The sequence below is a fragment of the Streptomyces sp. NPDC001832 genome (assembly GCF_040297265.1).
Lineage (GTDB): Bacteria > Actinomycetota > Actinomycetes > Streptomycetales > Streptomycetaceae > Streptomyces.
Genome location: NZ_JBEOYU010000007.1, coordinates 87,529 through 105,284 on the forward strand (window position 1 = coordinate 87,529; position 17,756 = coordinate 105,284).

Genomic DNA, 17,756 nt, shown 5'->3' on the forward strand with positions numbered 1-17,756 from the left:
CCCGGACGGAAGACGTCCGGGCCCGCGGTCAAGCGCTCACCGGTATCAGCCCGCTCAGGACGAGAAGAGCATGCGACCGAAGCTCCTGTGCCGGTAGTGACCGCCGTGGTACTGCGGGGCGCCCCAGGCGGGCGCCGGGGCGGCCGGGTAGGCCTGCGGTGCAGGCGGGGCCTGCTGCGTCCACTGCGCCTCGATGCGGGTCAGGGCCTCCAGCTCGCCGTAGTCGAGGAAGATCCCTCGGCAGCCGCTGCACTGTTCGATCTGTATGCCATTGCGGTTGTACGTCTGCATCTGTGCGTGGCACTTGGGACACTGCATGGTTCGGCTCACTCCTCGCGCGTCGGGTCGCCGTCGCCGGGATGCATGCCCGCCGACGGTCGGTTCAGCCTACGACGAGCGCTCGGCGGCCGGCTCGGGCGGGAGGGAGGCAATGCGGACACAGGCATCGATCATCGTCTGCTCCACCTCGTCCGGAGTTCGGCCCTCCGCCGCGGACTTGGCGAATGCCAGTGCCGCGGTCTGAACGGTCAGGGCACGGGCCGGGACGTCCAGTTCGGGCCACGGGTCGCCCTCGGCGCGTACGGCAGGTCCGCCGGCTGCCCGATAGGCGTCCAGGAAGCGGAGCCAGACCTCGGGGGGCAGCAGCCCGGCCGCGTACCAGGCAGCGGGGCGGGCGAGGTCCCATGCGGGGTCGCCGAGGCCGGCGTCGTCGACGTCGATGAGCAGCCAGGGGCCGTGCGGGGCGGGGTGGCGGACGAGTTGCCCGAGGTGGAGATCGCCGTGGCACAGGAAGCGGGAGCAGTGCCGGGGCGCCGCGGCTTCGTCGCGGGCCCAGGCGGGCAGACGGTGCCACGCTTCGAGTACGGGGATGGTGGCCGGGTCGCCGGGCCGGGCGGCGCGCATCCGGGCAACAGCGAGCGATGCCTTTGCGGGGCCCCGCATGGGCGGGAGCGCGAGGGAGGGCGGGGCCGGGGTCAGGTGCAGCCTGGCCAGCAGAACGGCGGCCTCTTCCCAGGGAGCGGAGTCGGGGTCGCCGGGGTCGACGGGCTCGCCGTGGGGCCACAGGGTGACCGGGCGGCCCTGGATGGTGGTGGAGGGTACGGCGGGCCAGGGCTGCAGAGGGGCCAGGAGGATGCCGGTCAGGCGGGGGTCGTTCGCGAGGATCAACCGAGTCAGCAGGTCGGGAGTGTCCGTGCCGGGGGCGTGGGCCTTGGCGACGACGGGCCCGCTGCGGACCACCGTGCCGTCCGCGCGGTCGGCGAGGACGGACGGTGGCGGGCAGGCGCAGATGTCATCGGGATGTGCGTGGGCGGCCCGGTGGGCGAGGGCGCCCAGCGCGCGTACGACTGCGGTGGTCACGGACTCCCCCGGTGGCGGACAGGTGCGGGTGGCCCGATACGCGCCGGGCCCACCGATGAGCGTACGCGTGTCTTATAAGGGCTCCGGACAGCGCGATGTCCGGTCAGCTCCCCAGCTGACCGGACAAACGCTGCCGTCCGCCGCACCCCCGTCCCCACGGGGTTGTTGGCCGGATGTCCCGGTCCGGACCGCTCTTCCAGACCCGGGGCGCCGCTCAGCGCCCCAGCATCACGCCCACGGACGACGCCTGTGTGACCACTGCGTCCCAGCCTCCGAAGGCAACTACGAGCAGGGCCGCCAGAGGGAGAACCATCGCCGTCGCCACCAACGGGTGGCGCGTACCGGACGACGGGCGGCTGTCGAACGAGGCGTCTACCCCGCGTCCCCGTGTGCGGATCATGGTCCGCGCTGCCGTGTCCGTCATGGTTCCTCTCCTGACTGGATGTGGAGCAGCGGGCGTGTGACCTCGGGGGACGAGTGCTGCGCCCGCCGCTTGGCGTCAACATTAGGGACGCGGACGGCGTACTGCGTCATGCCCGCGTACCTAGTTCCGGGCCTCCCGGAGGATGAGCCCCTGATAGTCGATGTACTCCTCTGGGTGGAGATCGGGCACCTGAACCTGGGGTCGTCCCGGATATCCGGACATCTCGTCCTGGCGGGGGACACCCGCGCGTCAGGACGTTTCGCGGCCCCTCCCGGGCCGTGACTTCACTCACTCCCCCCTCCGCTTCTCGGCAACGGCCCCCCGGTGTGCCGCCGGAGGAGCCGCGTCGCGCCCGGTCCTGCGTCGACGCCCTGCGGCCCGTCGTCTCCGCTCGTCCTTCAACCCCACGTCGTCGCAGCGTCTTTGAGAACCGGATCCGCCCGGCGCGGGAGCCGCTCGGGGCCCACACGCCGTCATGGGCCGTGCCGTGCACCGACAATCGATCGGCGGGCGAGGGCGCGGCCTCTGAGCGCCCCGGGCGCCGGGTACGTAAGCTGTGCCTCGTCAGGCGTACCAGGCAGCGGGGATGGGCAGACATGGCGATGATGCGGCTCCGGCGCGAGGACCCGCGTGTCGTCGGCTCGTTCAGGTTGCACCGGCGGCTCGGGGCGGGCGGCATGGGTGTCGTCTATCTCGGTTCGGACCGACGGGGCCAGCGGGTGGCGCTGAAGGTGATCCGTCCGGATCTGGCGGAGGACCAGGAGTTCCGCTCGCGGTTCGCGCGCGAGGTGTCCGCCGCGCGGCGGATCCGCGGTGGCTGTACGGCGCGTCTGGTGGCCGCCGACCTGGAGGCGGACCGCCCGTGGTTCGCCACGCAGTACGTCCCGGGGCCCTCACTGCACGACAAGGTGGCCGAGGAGGGTCCGCTGTCGGCGGCCGAGGTGGCCTCGATCGGGGCGGCGCTCTCCGAGGGGCTGGTGGCGGTGCACGAGGCCGGTGTCGTCCACCGTGACCTCAAGCCGTCGAACATCCTCCTCTCCCCCAAGGGCCCCAGGATCATCGACTTCGGGATCGCCTGGGCGACCGGGGCGAGCACGCTCACGCATGTCGGTACGGCGGTGGGCTCGCCGGGATTCCTGGCGCCCGAGCAGGTGCGCGGCGCGGCTGTGACGCCCGCGACGGACGTGTTCTCGCTCGGTGCCACGCTGGCGTACGCGGCGATGGCCGACTCACCTTTCGGACACGGCAGTTCCGAGGTGATGCTGTACCGCGTGGTGCACGAGGAGGCGCAGTTGTACGACGTGCACGATGCGCTCGCGCCGCTGGTGAGTGCCTGTCTGGCGAAGGACCCCGAGGAGCGGCCGAGCACGCTTCAACTCTCCATGCGGCTCAAGGAGATCGCGGCGCGGGAGGCGCAGGGTCTGCACGAGAGCCGTCCGCCCGTTCAGCGTTCGGCACAGGAGCTGGAGCGGCCGACCGGTCGTATCGACGGTCCGTACACCGTGCAGCAGACCCGGCGTGAGGCTCCTCCGGCAACCCGTCAGCAGAAGCAGCCTCGGAGCAGCCGCCAGGCCGCGTCGTCGCGGGCCGGGTCGCCTCGCACCGGTGGTTCGCGCCCTCAGCGGCATCAGCCGCCGCGCAGCACAACACGGTCCGGCAAGCGCCCGCAGGGCACGAACGGGACAAACGGCCGACCGGGAACGCGGCCCGGGGCCCGTAGGACTTCGACGGGGCGGCGTCCCGCCAATCCGCGGCTGCTGCGGCAGCGGCTCGTCGTCTTCGTCGTGGTCACGCTGCTGGTCGCGCTGGGCATCGCGGTGGCACAGGGTTGCCAGGGGCCGGCCCGCGGGCTGGGCACGAGCGAGAGCCGGACGCAGTCGCAGAACCAGAGCCAGGATCAGGGCCCGCAGCCTCGGTAGGCGGTCAGTTCTGCGGGCGGCCCGATGCCACCGCGTAGAAGGCGACCGCGGCGGCCGCTCCCACGTTGAGCGAGTCGACGCCGTGCGCCATCGGGATGCGCACCCATTCGTCGGCGGCGACCAGGGCCTGGGTGGACAGTCCGTCACCCTCGGCGCCGAGCATGAGCGCCACCTTGTCCATCCGGTGCGGTGCCGCCTCGTCGATGCTGCTGGCCTTTTCGTCCGGGGTCAGCGCAAGGAGTTCGAAGCCCGCTTCCCGTACGGTCTCCAGGGCCTTGGGCCAGGTGTCGAGACGGGCGTACGGGACGGAGAAGACCGCGCCCATCGAGACCTTGACGGAGCGCCGGTAGAGCGGGTCGGCGCAGTCCGGGGAGAGCAGTACGGCGTCCATACCGAGGGCGGCGGCGCTGCGGAAGATCGCCCCGATGTTGGTGTGGTCGTTGACGGCCTCCATGACGACCACCCGGCGGGCCGTCGCCAGCAGTTCGTCGGCCGTCGGCAGCGGTTTGCGCTGCATCGAGGCGATGGCGCCGCGGTGGACATGGTAGCCGGTGACTCGTTCGGCGAGCTCGGGGGTGACCGCGTACACCGGGGCCGGGACCTCATCGATGACGTCGCGCATCAGATCGATCCACTTCGCCGAGAGCAGCATCGACCGCATCTCGTACCCGGCATGCCTGGCGCGTCTGATCACCTTCTCGCCCTCGGCGATGAAGAGACCCTCGGCGGGCTCTCGCCTGCGCCGGAGTTCGACGTCGGTGAGTCCGGTGTAGTCGCGCAGGCGGGGGTCGTCGGGGTCGTCGACGGTGATGAGATCAGCCACGGGTTTGATACTGCCTTGTCCGGTGTGTGGTGCCAACGGCTTGGGAGAAGATCCACTACCGCTGGTTGCTCGGCGGGGTGCGGGCGGCGCTCGCGTCGGTGGGGAGCGATGCGGTACTCGCGCCGACCGCGACGACGTCGCCGATGACGATGACGGCCGGAGGACGTACGTCTTCGGCGACGGCCCGTTCGACGACGGTCGCGAGCGTTGCGTCGACCCGGCGCTGGGCTGCCATGGTGCCCTCCTGGACGACGGCGACCGGGGTCTCGGGGGCCTTGCCGTTCGCGATGAGGGTACGGGCGATGGCGCCGATCTTGTCGACGGCCATCAGAAGCACGAGCGTGCCGCGCAACTTGGCCAGGGCCGGCCAGTCGACCAGCGAGCGCTCGTCGTCGGGCGCGACATGGCCGCTCACGACGGTGAACTCATGGGCCACACCGCGGTGGGTGACGGGGATTCCGGCCGCGCCGGGCACGGAGATCGAGCTGGAGATGCCGGGGACGACGGTGCAGGCGATGCCTTCGGCGGCGAGCGCCTGGGCCTCCTCCATGCCACGGCCGAAGACGAACGGGTCGCCGCCCTTGAGCCGCACGACGGACTTGCCCGCCTTGGCGTGCTCGATGAGCGCCTGATTGATCGCCTCCTGGGCCATGTAGCGGCCGTACGGAATCTTCGCTGCGTCGATCACCTCGACGTGCGGCGGGAGTTCGTCGAGCAGGCCGCGCGGGCCGAGCCGGTCGGCAATGACGACGTCGGCCTCGGCGAGGAGGCGGCGGCCGCGCACCGTGATCAGGTCCGGGTCACCGGGGCCGCCGCCGACCAGGGCGACGCCGGGGGTCCGGCTGCGATGGTGTGGTGCGGCGAGTGTGCCGTCGCGCAGGCCCTCGACGACGGCGTCGCGGACGGCGGCGCAGTGGCGCGGGTCGCGGCCGTGGGTGTCGGTGGTGAGGACGGCGACGGTCACGCCCTCGCTACGGCCGGTGGCCGGGGTCCAGGCGGTGGCGGCGTCGGCGTTGTCGCTGCGCACACACCAGGTGCGGGTGCGCTCAGCCTCGGCGGAGGCGGCGTCGTTCGCCGAGGTGTCGTCGGACGCGATGAGGGCGTACCAGGTGTCGGCCAGGTCACCGTCGGCGTACGGGCGGCGCTCCCAGCGGATCTCGCCGGCGTCGGCCATTGCCTCGACGGACGGGGTCGCGGCCGGCGACACGAGGACGATGTCGGCGCCTGCAGCGATGAGCGCGGGGAGGCGGCGCTGGGCGACCTGGCCGCCGCCGACCACGACGACTCGGCGGCCGCTGAGACGCAGTCCGACGGGGTACGCAGGATGATCGGCGTGATCTGCGTGCTCGGCCATGGCGGTGCGGGCTCCTCGTGCAGGGGACGGAGTGCGACGGCCGCTGTGGCGGTGGAGCGGCTGTGACGTGCGGGTTCGTGGGGTGGAATCCACGATACGCGTGCGGGGGGGGTGCGGTGGGCGCCTGCGGCGGGCTTCACCCGCCCGTGCCCGTAACCGGGGGCTCTGCCCGGACCCCCGCTCCTCGAACGCCGGAGGGGCTGGGGTCCGGTGGAGGGGCTACTTCTCCGTGACGCCTGCCGAGTCGAACGACGCCACCTCATGCATCGCCCGCGCCGCACTCTGCACGATCGGCAGCGCCAGCAGAGCACCAGTGCCTTCGCCGAGGCGGAGGTCGAGGTCGACCAGCGGACGCAGGCCCAGCTTGTTGAGTGCGGCAACATGGCCGGGCTCGGCGCTGCGGTGGCCGGCGATGCAGGCGGCGAGGGCCTCGGGGGCGATCGCCCGGGCGACCAGGGCGGCGGCGCCAGCGCTCACGCCGTCGAGGATGACGGGCGTACGGAGCGAGGCACCTCCCAGCAGGAAGCCGGCCATCGCCGCGTGTTCGAGGCCACCGACCGACGCCAGGACACCGATCGGGTCGGCCGGGTCGGGCTGGTGGAGTTCGAGGGCCCGGCGGACCACATCGACCTTGCGGGCGTGCATCTCGTCGTTGATGCCGGTACCGCGGCCGGTCACCTCGGCCGGGTCCAGACCCGTGTACACGCAGATCAGTGCGGCCGACGCGGTGGTGTTGGCGATGCCCATCTCACCGATGAGCAGGCCCTTGTTGCCCGCCGCGACCAGATCGCGGGCGGTCTCGATGCCGACCTCGATGGCCGAGAGGACCTCTTCGCGGGTGAGGGCCGGGCCAGTCGTGAAGTCGGCCGTTCCGGCGCGCACCTTGCGGGGAAGGAGGCCGGGTGCCGCGGGCAGTTCCGTGGCCACGCCGACGTCGACCACGCACACCTCGGCGCCGACCTGGGCCGCGAACGCGTTGCAGACCGCGCCGCCGCCGAGGAAGTTGGCGACCATCTGGCCGGTGACCTCCTGCGGCCACGCGGTGACGCCCTGGGCGTGCACCCCGTGGTCCCCCGCGAAGATCGCGACGGCCGCGGGCTCAGGGATCGGCGGCGGGCACATCCGGGAGAGTCCCGACAGCTGCGCGGAGATGATCTCCAGCATGCCGAGCGCACCGGCGGGCTTGGTCATCCGCTTCTGGCGTTCCCACGCCTCGCCGAGCGCCTTGGCGTCCAGCGGACGGATGTTGGAGATGGTCTCCTGCAGCAGGTCGTGCGGTTCCTCGCCGGGCAGGGCGCGGCGACCATACGTCTCCTCGTGGACGACCCAGGCAAGCGGGCGGCGCTTGGACCAGCCTGCCTGCATCAGCTCGGGATCCTCGGGGAACTCGTCGACGTAACCGACACAGAGGTACGCGACGACTTCGAGGTGCTCGGGCAGGCCCAGGGCGCGGACCATCTCGCGCTCGTCGAAGAAGCTGACCCATCCGACGCCGAGGCCTTCGGCGCGGGCGGCGAGCCACAGGTTCTCGACGGCGAGCGCCGAGGAGTACGGGGCCATCTGCGGCTGGGTGTGCCGGCCGAGGGTGTGCCGGCCGCCGCGGGTGGGGTCGGCGGTGACGACGATGTTGACCGGGGTGTCGAGGATGGCCTCGATCTTCAGTTCCTTGAACTGCTTGGCCCGGCCCTTGGGAAGCGACTTGGCGTAGGCCTCGCGTTGACGCTGTGCCAGTTCGTGCATGGAACGACGGGTCTCCGCCGAGCGGATGACGACGAAGTCCCAGGGCTGCGAGTGGCCGACGCTGGGCGCCGTGTGCGCGGCTTCGAGGACGCGGAGCAGCACCTCGTGCGGAATCGGGTCGCTGCGGAAGCCATTGCGGATGTCGCGGCGCTCGCGCATGACCCGGAGTACTGCCTCGCGCTCCGCCTCGTCGTAGCCGGGGGCGGGCGGGGAGGCGGGAGCCTCGGTCTCGTCGGGCTCGGACGCCTCGGGGGCTTCGGCTTCCTCGGCGTGGGGCTGGAGCTGAGGCTCGGGCCGGACCTCTGGCTGTACGGACTCCACGGGCGCGGTCTTTGTGGGCTCTGCACGCTCCGCGGGGGCCGTGACGGCCGGGGTCTCGACGGCTTCCGGGCCCGGCTCGGGCTCCGGCTCAGCCACCGTCAGAACTTCGGCCTCGGGGACAGGGACAGGCGCGGGGGTCGGCTCAGGAGCTTCGGCGGGCGCGGCGTTCTCGACGGCCTCAACAGTCTCGACCGCTTCCGCGGACCCGGCGGCCTCGGGCTGAGCGGGCTGTACCGGCTCCATGACGAACGCCACGCGCTCGGGCTCGGGCTCGGGTTCCGTTTCCCCGGGCTGCTCCACGGCGGGCGTCGGGGGCAGGTGCGGGGGCGTCGGCACCGAACCCTCCACGGGCACGAACTGGCCCGTGGGAGCGGCTTCCGCGACGTCCTCCGATGCGAGGACAGCGACTTCGGCGGGTGCTTCTGCCTCTGCCTCTGCCTCTGCCTCTGCCTCTGCCTCTGCCTCTGCCTCTGCCTCTGCCTCTGCCGAAACCTGTACCGGAACCTCGACGGGAGTCGCCACAGCGGTCGGTGCCGCGTCGGCCTCGGGGGCACTCACGGCCTCCGGCACCGCCACCTGAGCGACCTGCACCGGCTGTTCCTGCGGTTCCGGCTGTTCCTGCTGTGTCGCCGGTACCGGCTCGGCGACCGGCTCCGGCACGACCGTTTCCGCCGCCACCGGGGGAACGACCGGCTGCGGCGCCTCGGCCGCCCACGGGCTCCCGCCCTGCGGCAGGATCTCACCGAGCTGCGGGCCCGGCAGCGCGGACACCTCGTCAACCGGCGTCTCGAAGTACTCGGGCCCGGTGGTCGGCGGTCCGGCGTGCCGTGCGGGGGCCTGGCTCTGGGCCTGTGGCTGGGCCTGTGGCTGGGCCTGTGCCTGCGCCTGGGGCGCGCCCGCGGGTCCGCGGTCGGCGAGCGAGCGGACCACGCCACCGGTGGGCGTCCCGCCGTAGGAATGCCCACCGTCTGCCACGACCGGGCCGCGATGCAGCGGTCGTCGCACCGGGGCCTGGCTCTGCACCGCCGTGGCCGGAGCGGGAGCCGGGGTGGGGGACGGAATGCGTACGCCCGTCAGGTCGACCGAACCGGAGTCGCGGCCACCTGACTCGTGCGTCCCCTGGCCGGCCTCGGGCCCGGGTTCGGCCACCGGCTGCTGCGCGGCGTATGCGTCAGCGACCTGTGCCTGAACGGGTTCCTGCGCCTGTACCTGCACGGGCCCCTGGGGCTGCGCGGGAGTCTCGCCGACCGGCTGGGGGTGGGCCGCTTGTGCCGAGGACTGGGCCTGGTAGGCGCCCTGTTCAGGCAGCAGTGCTTGCGCGGCGACACCCCCGGGGTACTGACCGGGGGGCGGTACCGCCTGCGGGTCGCTCCAGGCGCCCTGGGGGCTCGGCATCAGCAGGAGATCGTCGTCCTCGGACACATGCTCGGAGGGAGCGAGGTAGGTGTAGGCATCCGGGGCGGCGATGCCCGGCTGCTCCACCATGCCTGCGTTCTCCGGCAGTCCCTCACCCGGGATCTGGCCGGTGTCACTCATGCGTACCCCTCGCCCATCGTCAGTGCTCCTTCGGCCCTTCGCCCGGGACGCCCGACCACGGCACGCCGGTGCTCGTCAACAAGAACGAGCGGGCGCGCCGCGCGGCACGAAACGGTCGCGGACATACTGCATTCTCGCGGCCATTCGCCGCCGCGGCAGCTCATTTCGCCACGGCCCGCTGTGGACTGCGCCACGTCGCGCGTCCCCCAGGTTCTGCCGTACCACAACGGGTGCCAAAACAGCCCCCTTTTCCGGACATTGACGAACGAAGCGACGAACGTCCAGCCGCGGTGCAACAATCGGCCAGCCTACCTCGCGCTGCACGTCGGCCAGGTCAGGGGGCGAGGTCCGAACGCAGCGCCGACAGCAGGAACACGACCGAGCGTTCGCGCTCCGACCATGTGGCCGTGTCGAGTTCGACGGACTGGAGGAGCGAACACCGGATGGTGTACCCGTTCCCGGTGAGTGCGGCGCCGAGCGCCTCGGCCTCGTCGCGCGTCGACGCATGGGTCACGATGCGCTCTGGCCGGCGCTCGGTGACGGCGGTGACGACGGGGACTCCCCCGCCCCCGATCCGTACGACATCGGGCTCCGGCAGCCGTTCCAGCACATGGGGTGCCCGGCCCTCGATGACCTGGAGCTGGACTCCGAAGGACCGGGCGGCCGCCGCCGTGCGGGCGCAGGCCGCCGGGTCACTGTCGACCGCCAGGACCGCCGCCCCGAACCGGGCGGCCTCCACCGCCAGGGCCCCGCTGCCGGAGCCGATGTCCCACAGGAGGTCTCCGGTACGGGGGCCCAGGCGGGCCAGTTGGGCAGCGCGCAGCCCCGGGGACTCACCCTCGCCGCTCCCGTCCCCGGTGTCCGTGGCGCCGCCCGGGTAGGCCTGAGCGGGCAGTGCCCAGCCGCGTACGCCACGGGGACAGGCGGGTTGACGGCCGGCGATCCAGGCGCCGGTGGCCTGCGGTTCGGGGCCGCCGCCGATGACGATCACCACGTTGGGGTCGCGCCAGACGTGGTCTGCGGCCTTCTCGGAGGTGACGACGCTGACCTGTTCGCGTGCGGTGCCGAGTTCCTCGCAGATGACAAAGGTGCGGGGGACGCCCTCAAGGAGCAGGGCGAGTTCGGCGGGGCCCGCGCCGGGCGAGGTGAGGACGGCGACCTTGTGGTGGGCGCGGCAGACGTTGACGGCGCGGCGCAGGGTGCGGGGGTGGGCGACGACGATCTGGGCGTCCTCCCACGGCATCCCGGCGCGGGCGAAGGCGGTGGCGACGGAGGACACCGCGGGCACCACTTCGACTTCGAGGCCGTGCTCGGGTGCACGGAGACTGCGTACGACTCCGAAGAAGCCGGGGTCTCCGTCGGCGAGGACCACGGCGCTGCCGCGGTGTCCGGCGATCCGGCGGGCGGCCAGGTCGATGGAGCCCAGGCGGATCCGTTCGGCGTTCGCCGGGACTTCGGGCAGTGCAAGGTGGTGGGCGGCTCCGGCGACGAGCGTGGCGGCCGAGAGGGCGGCCGTGGCCGCTCCGGTCAGTGGCGAGCCGTCCCAGCCGATCACGGTGACCCGATCGGCCATCTGTCGTCAGTCTCCTGGAGTTGTCACAGGTGGGGATTACCCGTGAGAGGCGGAACAGGGTGAGAGTACCCGGTCCGTACCCGTACGGTGCCAGGACCCCTTCGAGGGGTCAGTTCCAGTCGTTGTAGGCGCCGTAGCCGCCCGTGTCGGCGAGCTGCTCGGCGACTCCTTCGAGGTCCTCGGGGAGCAGACCCCAGACGATCAGGTCGGTCCTGATGTCGGTCCAGCCTCCGTCTGTGCCGTTCTCGGTCCGGGTGCGCGCTATGAGGGCGTTGCGCAGGACGCCCTCGCTGATGCAGCCGAGCTTCTGGGCGACGTGCTGGGAGGCGGTGTTGTCGGCGGCGGTGCGCAGTTCGATGCGCTCGAAGCCTTGGTCGCGGAAGAGCCACTGGGCCAGCGCCAGTACGGACTCGGTGGCGTATCCCTCGCCGCGTGCCCAGGGGGCGGTGATGTACGCGGCCTCGGTGGCGCGGGTGCGCCAGTCGGTGTTGCGCAGGCGGACCGAGCCGACGAGTCGCTGGGTGAGGAATTCGGTGACGGCGAAAACGATACCGTCGCCCGTGGTGCGCTGTGCGGGTGCGATCCTGCGGACCCAGCGTTCGGCGTCGACCTGGGTGTAGGGGTGAGGGGCCTCGGTCCAGGCGGTGACGAGTTCGTCGTTCATCATCTCGATGTACGCGGGGACGTCCGCCATGTCGAAAGGGCGCAGCACCAACCGATCCGTGCTGATGGAGATGTCCGGAAAGGTGGAAGTCATGCGCAGCTCCATGCTGAAGACCGTGTAAAGGCACAGCATGCAGCATCGGGCCGGCGCTGCGCATGGGCGGGTCCGTCCGACGGCGCCCCGCGCCCGTGTTGGGGTGCGCGGGGCGCCGTCGGACAGATCCCGTGCAGGTGTCAGGACTTGGCGGCGGCGCCGAATGCCGGGACGACCGAGCCCTGGTAGGTGTCCTCGATGAACTTCTTGACCTCGTCGGAGTGGAGGAGCTTCACGAGCTTCTGGACGCGGGGGTCCTTCTCGTTGCCCTTCTTCACGGCGACGATGTTGGCGTACGGGTTGCCGTCGGCCTTCTCCAGAGCGAGGGCGTCTTCGGCGGGCTTGAGATCGGCCTCGATGGCGTAGTTGCCGTTGATGACGGCGGCGTCCACATCGTTCAGGGCGCGGGGCACGGTTGCGGCCTCCAGCTCCTTGAACTCCAGGCCCTTCTTGTCGGTGATGTCGCTCAGCTCGGCGTCAGTGCCGACGCCTGGCTTGAGGGTGATCAGACCGTTGTCGGCGAGCAGCTGGAGGGCGCGGCCCTCGTTCGTGGTGTCGTTGGGCACCGCGATCGTCTGGCCGGACTTGATGTCACCGATGTCCTTGACCTTCTTGGAGTAGAGGCCGAGCGGCTCCAGGTGGACGGTGCCGGCGGAGACGAGGTGGGTGTTGTTCTTCTTGTTGAAGTCGTCGAGGTAGGGCGCGTGCTGGAAGAAGTTGGCGTCGACCTGACCGGTCTCCGTGGCGGTGTTCGGCAGGACGTAGTCCGTGAACTCCTTGACTTCCAGCTTGAGGCCCTCCTCGGCCGCCAGGTTCTTCTTGACGAAGTTCAGGATGTCGGCGTGCGGCGTCGGGGACGCGGCGACGACGAGCGCCTCGGAGGTGTCTGCCTTGGCGCCGGTCTCGCTCTTGGAGGCCGGGTCGGACGACGTGCCGCAGGCGGTGAGGCCGAAGGCGAGGGCGGCGGTGGCGGCGGCAGCCGCGGTGATCTTGATGCTCTTACGCACGAAAAGTGCCTCTTTCTGGTGGTGACGGTGGTGCGCCCGGACAAGGAGTTCGGGCTTGCGCGGAGAGGAAGTCTCAGATGGTGGTGCGGCGCCGGCGGGCCACCAGGCGTACGGCTCCGTCGCCGATCAGCTGGATCACGGTCACGATGACGATCAGCAGTGCGACGGTGACGAGCATGAACCGGTTGTCGAAGCGCTGGAATCCGTAGGTCACGGCCTTGGAGCCGAGCCCTTCGCCGCCGACCGCGCCGGCCATCGCGGAGTAGCCGATGAGCACGATGACGGTGGTGGTGACGCTGGAGATGAGCGAGGGCAGTGCCTGCGGCAACAGCACCTTGCGGACGATCGTCGGGATGGATCCGCCCATCGACTGGACGGCCTCGACGAGCCCGTGGTCGACCTCGCGGACGGCCGTCTCGACGAGCCGTGCGAAGAACGGGATGGCGCCGACGGCAAGCGGCACGATCATCGCGGTCGGGCCGATGAAGGTTCCGACGATCCAGGTGGTGAAGGGAATCAGGGCAATCAGCAGGATGATGAACGGCAGTGAGCGGCCGATGTTCACGATCACGCCGACCACCTTGTTCAGCAGGGTGTTCTGGAGCAGTCCGCCCTTGTCGGTGAGGACCAGCAGGACGCCGAGCGGCAGCCCCACGAGAACGGTGACGACCGCGGACCAGAGCACCATGTAAAGGGTGTCGATGGTTCCCTGGGTGAGCAGCGGCTGCATTTCGGACCAGGTCACTTCGCCACCTCCTTGATGAGCGGGGCGGGGGTCTGTACGGGGATGGAGGCGGCGTCGTGCTCCACGACCTCGGCCTGGAGGCCCTGCTCGCGCAGGAAGCCGATCGGGACGACGTTCTCCTCGAAGCGGCCGGGCAGCTCGATGCGCATCCGGCCGATCTGGTTGCCGCCGACGGTGTCCATCGCGGCGCCCAGGATCGAGATGTCGATGTTGTACATACGGGAGAGCTGCGAGATCACCGGCTGGCTCGCGGCTTCACCGTGGAAGGTGACGTCGACGACCGTGCGGTCGGGGCCGGAAGCCGTACCGCCGACGGGGAACAGCTCGTGGGCCAGTTCGGAGCCGGGGGTGGCGAGCAGTTCGCCGACGGTGCCCGACTCGACGATGCGCCCCTTCTGCATCAGCGCGGCGGAGTCACAGATCGTCTTGACGACGTCCATCTCGTGCGTGATGAGCAGAACGGTCAGGCCGAGCTGCTGGTTGAGGTCGCGCAGCAACTGGAGGATGGAGCGGGTGGTCTCGGGGTCGAGGGCGGAGGTCGCCTCGTCGGAGAGCAGCACCTTGGGGTCTCCGGCGAGCGCGCGGGCGATGCCGACGCGCTGCTTCTGACCGCCGGAGAGCTGGCCGGGATAGGCCTTGGCCTTGTCGGCGAGACCTACCAGGTCGAGGAGTTCGAGGGCCTTGCGGGAGCGGTCCTTGCCGAGGACGCCGAGGATCTCCAGCGGGAGTTCGACGTTGTCCTGGACGTTCCGCGAGGCCAGCAGGTTGAAGTGCTGGAAGACCATGCCGATGCGGCTGCGCGCCTCGCGCAGTTCCTTGCCGGCCCGGCGGCCGCGTCCGGCGAGGGCGGTGAGGTCCTGGCCGTCCACGGTCACGGTGCCGGAGGTGGGGCGTTCCAGGAGGTTGACGCAGCGGATCAGGGAGGATTTTCCGGCGCCGCTCTGTCCGATGACGCCATACACCTCGCCCTCGCGGACGTGCAGGTCGACGCCGTCCAGGGCGGTGACATCGCGGCCGCGCGACTGGTAGACCTTCGTGAGGCCCGAAGTGGTGATCACAGGGTTTCCGTCACTGTCGAGTGCGCGGCGCGGTGTCCGCCGGGCACGGGGCATTCGTCTGATGAGACTGTTGGGACGTTTCGATCGGACGTCCAAGCGGGGGTCTCGGCACGGCCGGCTGCGGCAGGGGCCGGGCGGCGGTGCTCGGGCTGGCTCGTTCCGCCGGGCGCGGACGGCTCGGCTCGGTCTCGCTTCGGGGCGCGAGGCTCAGGCGGGGGCCCTCAGAAGGCGCGCATTCGACGCATACAACGAGCACCGGGCGTCGTGTTCGCCTCGGTCGCAAGGGTGCGGTTGCTCGTCGTGGTCATGCGCCAAGTAAAACAGACGTAACGTTTCGCCCGACCCGCCTGTCCGTATGGCGGACAGCCGTGGATAGTGGTGCGAGCCGGTTCAGCCGGCTGTCGTGATTTCCACTCCCTCGGCCGTGACCTGTACCGATACGGCAGAGAGATCGTCGACGACGACATCCGCGTCCAGCTCGGAACGGTCATGTGTTGTGGCCAAGGCCACGGTCGCCATGCCTGCCGCCCGCCCGGCCCGCAGTCCGGCGGGGGCGTCTTCGAAGACCACGCAGCGGGCCGGGTCGACGCCGAGCCGCCCGGCGGCCAGGAGGTAGGGCTCGGGGTCGGGCTTGCCCCGGGTCACGTCCTCGGCGGCGACCATCACGGGGAAGTCGACCCCCACTTCGCGCAGCCGGGCCTCGCCGAGCGGCCGGGTGGCGGAGGTGACGACGGCCCATCGGTGCGCGGGCAGCGCGCCGAGCAGCTCCTTGGTGCCGGGCAGGATGACGACTCCGCCGGGTGCGTCCTCGATCTCCAGTTGCTCTATACGGGCCAGGGCCCCGTCGACCCGGTCGGCGGGCAGCAGTTCGGCGATGATCTCGCCGGCCGTCCGGCCGTGCAGTTCGACACCCTGGAAGTCCTCCGCCGTCATCCCGTACTCCTGGGCCCATCGGGTCCAGCAGCGGTACACCGACTCGATCGAGGAGAGCAGGGTTCCGTCGTTGTCGAACAGCAGGGCTTCGGCATGGATCTTCATGTGCATCGACACTAAGGCCTCGCCCTCGGGCCGTGCCCTCCGGGTACGGGGGCGCACGCAGCGGGACTTTTGGTCCGTAATACCCTCACCTCATGCTTGACGCCCTGACGGTCGCGGTCGCCGTGACCGCGCTCGCCCTCGCCGCCTGGTGCGGATTCGCCGCATACCGGGACCAGCCGACCAAGGACTGGCATTTCATCGGAATGGCCGTGGTGTCGCTGCTGGCGCTGGCCCAGATGGTGGTGGGCATCGTGCAACTGTCCCGGGGTGAGCGGCCCGAGCAGGGCATGACAATCTTCATCGCGTATCTGATCGCGGCCTTCCTCGCCGTGCCCGCGGCCGGTTTCCTGTCGCTCACCGAGCGGACCCGATGGGGTTCGGTGACTGTGGCGGCGGGCGCGGTCGTGCTGGCCGTCCTCGAAGTGCGGCTCTACGACATCTGGGGAAGCTGACCGTGACCGACACCGACCGCACCCCCGCAGCGGCCACCGGCGAGAAGCAGCCCTTCGACCTGGGCACCGGTCCCGGCCGGGTACTGGTCTGGTTCTACGGGGTGTTCACCGTCGCGGCGGCCTCCCGCTCGATCGTCCAGATGATCCTGGATTTCGACAAGGCGCCGCTCCCCTATGTGCTGTCGGCCGTTGCCGCTGTCGTCTACGGATTCATCACGTACTCGCTGGTGCGCGGCGGCGAGAAGGCGCGCAGATCGGCGCTGGTGTGCTGCGCCGCCGAGCTCCTGGGTGTGCTGGTCGTGGGGACCTGGACGATGGTGGAGCCGTCGGCGTTCGCGGACGCCACCGTCTGGTCCGATTTCGGCATGGGCTATCTGTTCATTCCGGTGATCCTGCCGATCACCGGAATGATGTGGCTGCGCCGGGCGAAAGTCGCGTAGGGCGCGAAAACACGTAACCGGGCCTACGCGCTGGCCGCATAGGTGGGTGCCGTCGCGTCCTTCTCCAGCAGGATCATCCGGACGCCGTCCTGACCGGTCTCGTTGCCCACGCGGGCGTAACCCGCCCGCTGGTAGAGCCGCAGATTGCTCTCGCTGCGATGCCCGGTGTGCAGCCGGAAGCGGGTGGCCGACTGCTCGTCGACGAGGCCGGACTCGGCGGCCCGCAGCAGCCGGGCGCCGAGCCCGTGTCCCTGGAGCCGCGGGTGGACGCAGAGCCTCCCGATCTGCCCGGTGCCGTCCTGGTCGGTGGATCCACGGACGGAACCGACGACTTCGTCCCCCAGCCGCGCCACGAATACCAGATTCGTGGCGATCTCGGTGCGCACCGAATCGAGGGTCTGGACGAGCGGGTCGATCCGGTAGTTCCCGTACAGCTCTGCCTCGCTCTGGAAGCTGAGGTACTGAAGTTTCAAGATCTGTTCGGCGTCCTGTGCCGTCGCCGCCGAGATGATCACGCTCATGCCCATGTGCGCATGCCTCCGCCCACCTGATCCATCGGTTGTTTCTCACGCTCCTTTCCCCGCGGTAAAGGAGCTACAACCTCCGCCGCGAGCATTCTGCGCAGACATCCAAGGCATCGGGAACGGACCGGCCCCAAACTCCCCTGTGACATACCCAACTTCCCTGCGATTTCTCGGTAAGTGGGATCACCGGGCGCAAGCATCGCCGCCAGCAGCCGGGCACACCGGCCGGGCAGCCGGTCCACCGCGGCGCGCAGCGCCCGGCGTTCATCGGCGCCGACGGCGATCCGCTCCGGGCAGCCGCCCGGAGCCGCGGAGGTCTCGTCACGGTAGGGGCGTTCGTGCCGGGCGGTTCGGCGGGCCCGGCGGGCCTCCGCCCGTACGGCGTGCCGCACCCAGCGCGCGGTGTCCACCGGCGGCCCGTCCTGCGCGAGCCGCTCCAGCAGCCGCAGCCAGACGGCCTGTTCGAGATCGGCGGGTTCGATCGCCGCGCCTGTTGCCGAGGCGGTCGCCTCGGCCGTGGCCTCGGCGCTCACCAGCGGATACAGGGCATGGACGACGGCCGCGGGGGCGACGGCGGTACCTGCGGGGGCAAGTTCGAGAAGCCTCATGCTTCGGCCGACGCATCTGTGCCGGCGGCCGGTTGCCCCACCCGGCGAGCACCACCCGACCGGAGCACTCCCCGGCCG

General features: G+C 70.9%; 17 protein-coding genes. 3 read left to right on the forward strand and 14 right to left on the reverse strand.

Annotation, left to right across the window (positions count from 1 at the left end; all coding sequences use genetic code 11):
- Positions 1–54 precede the first annotated feature (54 nt).
- The 3 genes from ABT115_RS08390 to ABT115_RS08400 form a co-directional block, all read right to left on the reverse strand.
- Positions 55–318, reverse strand: a complete 264-nt coding sequence (locus tag ABT115_RS08390; protein ID WP_351785492.1) for a TFIIB-type zinc ribbon-containing protein — start codon at positions 316–318, stop codon at positions 55–57.
- 69 nt (positions 319–387) lie between these two features.
- Positions 388–1,359, reverse strand: a complete 972-nt coding sequence (locus ABT115_RS08395) for an aminoglycoside phosphotransferase family protein (protein WP_351785494.1) — start codon at positions 1,357–1,359, stop codon at positions 388–390.
- Between the two features lie 214 nt (positions 1,360–1,573).
- Positions 1,574–1,783: a hypothetical protein gene (locus ABT115_RS08400; RefSeq protein ID WP_351785497.1), complete on the reverse strand. Its 210-nt coding sequence runs from the start codon at positions 1,781–1,783 to the stop codon at positions 1,574–1,576.
- Between the two features lie 596 nt (positions 1,784–2,379).
- Between ABT115_RS08400 and ABT115_RS08405 the strand changes: the two genes are divergently transcribed.
- On the forward strand, positions 2,380–3,702 hold the full coding sequence (locus ABT115_RS08405) for a serine/threonine-protein kinase (protein WP_351785500.1): 1,323 nt from the start codon (positions 2,380–2,382) through the stop codon (positions 3,700–3,702).
- A 4-nt stretch (positions 3,703–3,706) separates the two neighbouring features.
- On the opposite strand, the gene ABT115_RS08410 is transcribed toward ABT115_RS08405, so the two are convergent.
- The 9 genes from ABT115_RS08410 to ABT115_RS08450 all read right to left on the reverse strand — a co-directional run bounded on the left by ABT115_RS08410 (position 3,707) and on the right by ABT115_RS08450 (position 15,654).
- On the reverse strand, positions 3,707–4,525 hold the full coding sequence (locus ABT115_RS08410; RefSeq protein ID WP_351785503.1) for a TrmH family RNA methyltransferase: 819 nt from the start codon (positions 4,523–4,525) through the stop codon (positions 3,707–3,709).
- A 55-nt stretch (positions 4,526–4,580) separates the two neighbouring features.
- On the reverse strand, positions 4,581–5,879 hold the full coding sequence (gene cobA / locus ABT115_RS08415; protein WP_351785505.1) for a uroporphyrinogen-III C-methyltransferase: 1,299 nt from the start codon (positions 5,877–5,879) through the stop codon (positions 4,581–4,583).
- 219 nt (positions 5,880–6,098) lie between these two features.
- Positions 6,099–9,476 (reverse strand): nicotinate-nucleotide--dimethylbenzimidazole phosphoribosyltransferase, encoded by a 3,378-nt coding sequence (gene cobT, locus ABT115_RS08420; RefSeq protein WP_351785507.1) that lies wholly within the window; start codon positions 9,474–9,476, stop codon positions 6,099–6,101.
- A 334-nt stretch (positions 9,477–9,810) separates the two neighbouring features.
- On the reverse strand, positions 9,811–11,049 hold the full coding sequence (cbiE, locus tag ABT115_RS08425; RefSeq protein WP_351785509.1) for a precorrin-6y C5,15-methyltransferase (decarboxylating) subunit CbiE: 1,239 nt from the start codon (positions 11,047–11,049) through the stop codon (positions 9,811–9,813).
- Positions 11,050–11,158: 109 nt separating this feature from the next.
- Complete coding sequence (locus ABT115_RS08430) at positions 11,159–11,845, reverse strand: GNAT family N-acetyltransferase (RefSeq protein ID WP_351785511.1); 687 nt, start codon at positions 11,843–11,845, stop codon at positions 11,159–11,161.
- Between the two features lie 101 nt (positions 11,846–11,946).
- The gene (locus tag ABT115_RS08435) at positions 11,947–12,813 is read right to left on the reverse strand and encodes a MetQ/NlpA family ABC transporter substrate-binding protein (RefSeq protein WP_351785513.1); all 867 of its coding nucleotides are present in this window, start codon (positions 12,811–12,813) and stop codon (positions 11,947–11,949) included.
- A 73-nt stretch (positions 12,814–12,886) separates the two neighbouring features.
- Complete coding sequence (locus ABT115_RS08440) at positions 12,887–13,558, reverse strand: methionine ABC transporter permease (RefSeq protein ID WP_351785516.1); 672 nt, start codon at positions 13,556–13,558, stop codon at positions 12,887–12,889.
- The gene (locus ABT115_RS08445; protein WP_351785519.1) at positions 13,555–14,616 is read right to left on the reverse strand and encodes a methionine ABC transporter ATP-binding protein; all 1,062 of its coding nucleotides are present in this window, start codon (positions 14,614–14,616) and stop codon (positions 13,555–13,557) included. Before ABT115_RS08445 ends, ABT115_RS08440 begins: the two co-directional genes overlap by 4 nt.
- Before the next feature lie 390 nt (positions 14,617–15,006).
- Positions 15,007–15,654, reverse strand: coding sequence for an HAD family hydrolase (locus tag ABT115_RS08450; RefSeq protein ID WP_351785521.1), 648 nt, complete (start codon positions 15,652–15,654; stop codon positions 15,007–15,009).
- Between the two features lie 92 nt (positions 15,655–15,746).
- Here ABT115_RS08450 and ABT115_RS08455 point away from each other — a divergent pair, with 92 nt between their 5' ends.
- Both ABT115_RS08455 and ABT115_RS08460 read left to right on the forward strand, forming a co-directional pair.
- Entirely contained in the window at positions 15,747–16,106 is a 360-nt protein-coding gene (locus ABT115_RS08455; RefSeq protein ID WP_351785524.1) for a hypothetical protein, read from the forward strand.
- A gap of 2 nt (positions 16,107–16,108) precedes the next feature.
- Positions 16,109–16,546: a hypothetical protein gene (locus ABT115_RS08460; RefSeq protein WP_351785527.1), complete on the forward strand. Its 438-nt coding sequence runs from the start codon at positions 16,109–16,111 to the stop codon at positions 16,544–16,546.
- A gap of 23 nt (positions 16,547–16,569) precedes the next feature.
- Here the strand turns inward: ABT115_RS08460 and ABT115_RS08465 are convergent, their stop codons facing one another.
- A complete protein-coding gene (locus ABT115_RS08465; RefSeq protein ID WP_351785529.1) occupies positions 16,570–17,073 on the reverse strand; it encodes a GNAT family N-acetyltransferase in 504 nt (167 codons plus the stop codon).
- On the reverse strand, positions 17,064–17,678 hold the full coding sequence (locus ABT115_RS08470) for an RNA polymerase sigma factor (protein WP_351785531.1): 615 nt from the start codon (positions 17,676–17,678) through the stop codon (positions 17,064–17,066). Before ABT115_RS08470 ends, ABT115_RS08465 begins: the two co-directional genes overlap by 10 nt.
- Positions 17,679–17,756: the final 78 nt, after the last annotated feature.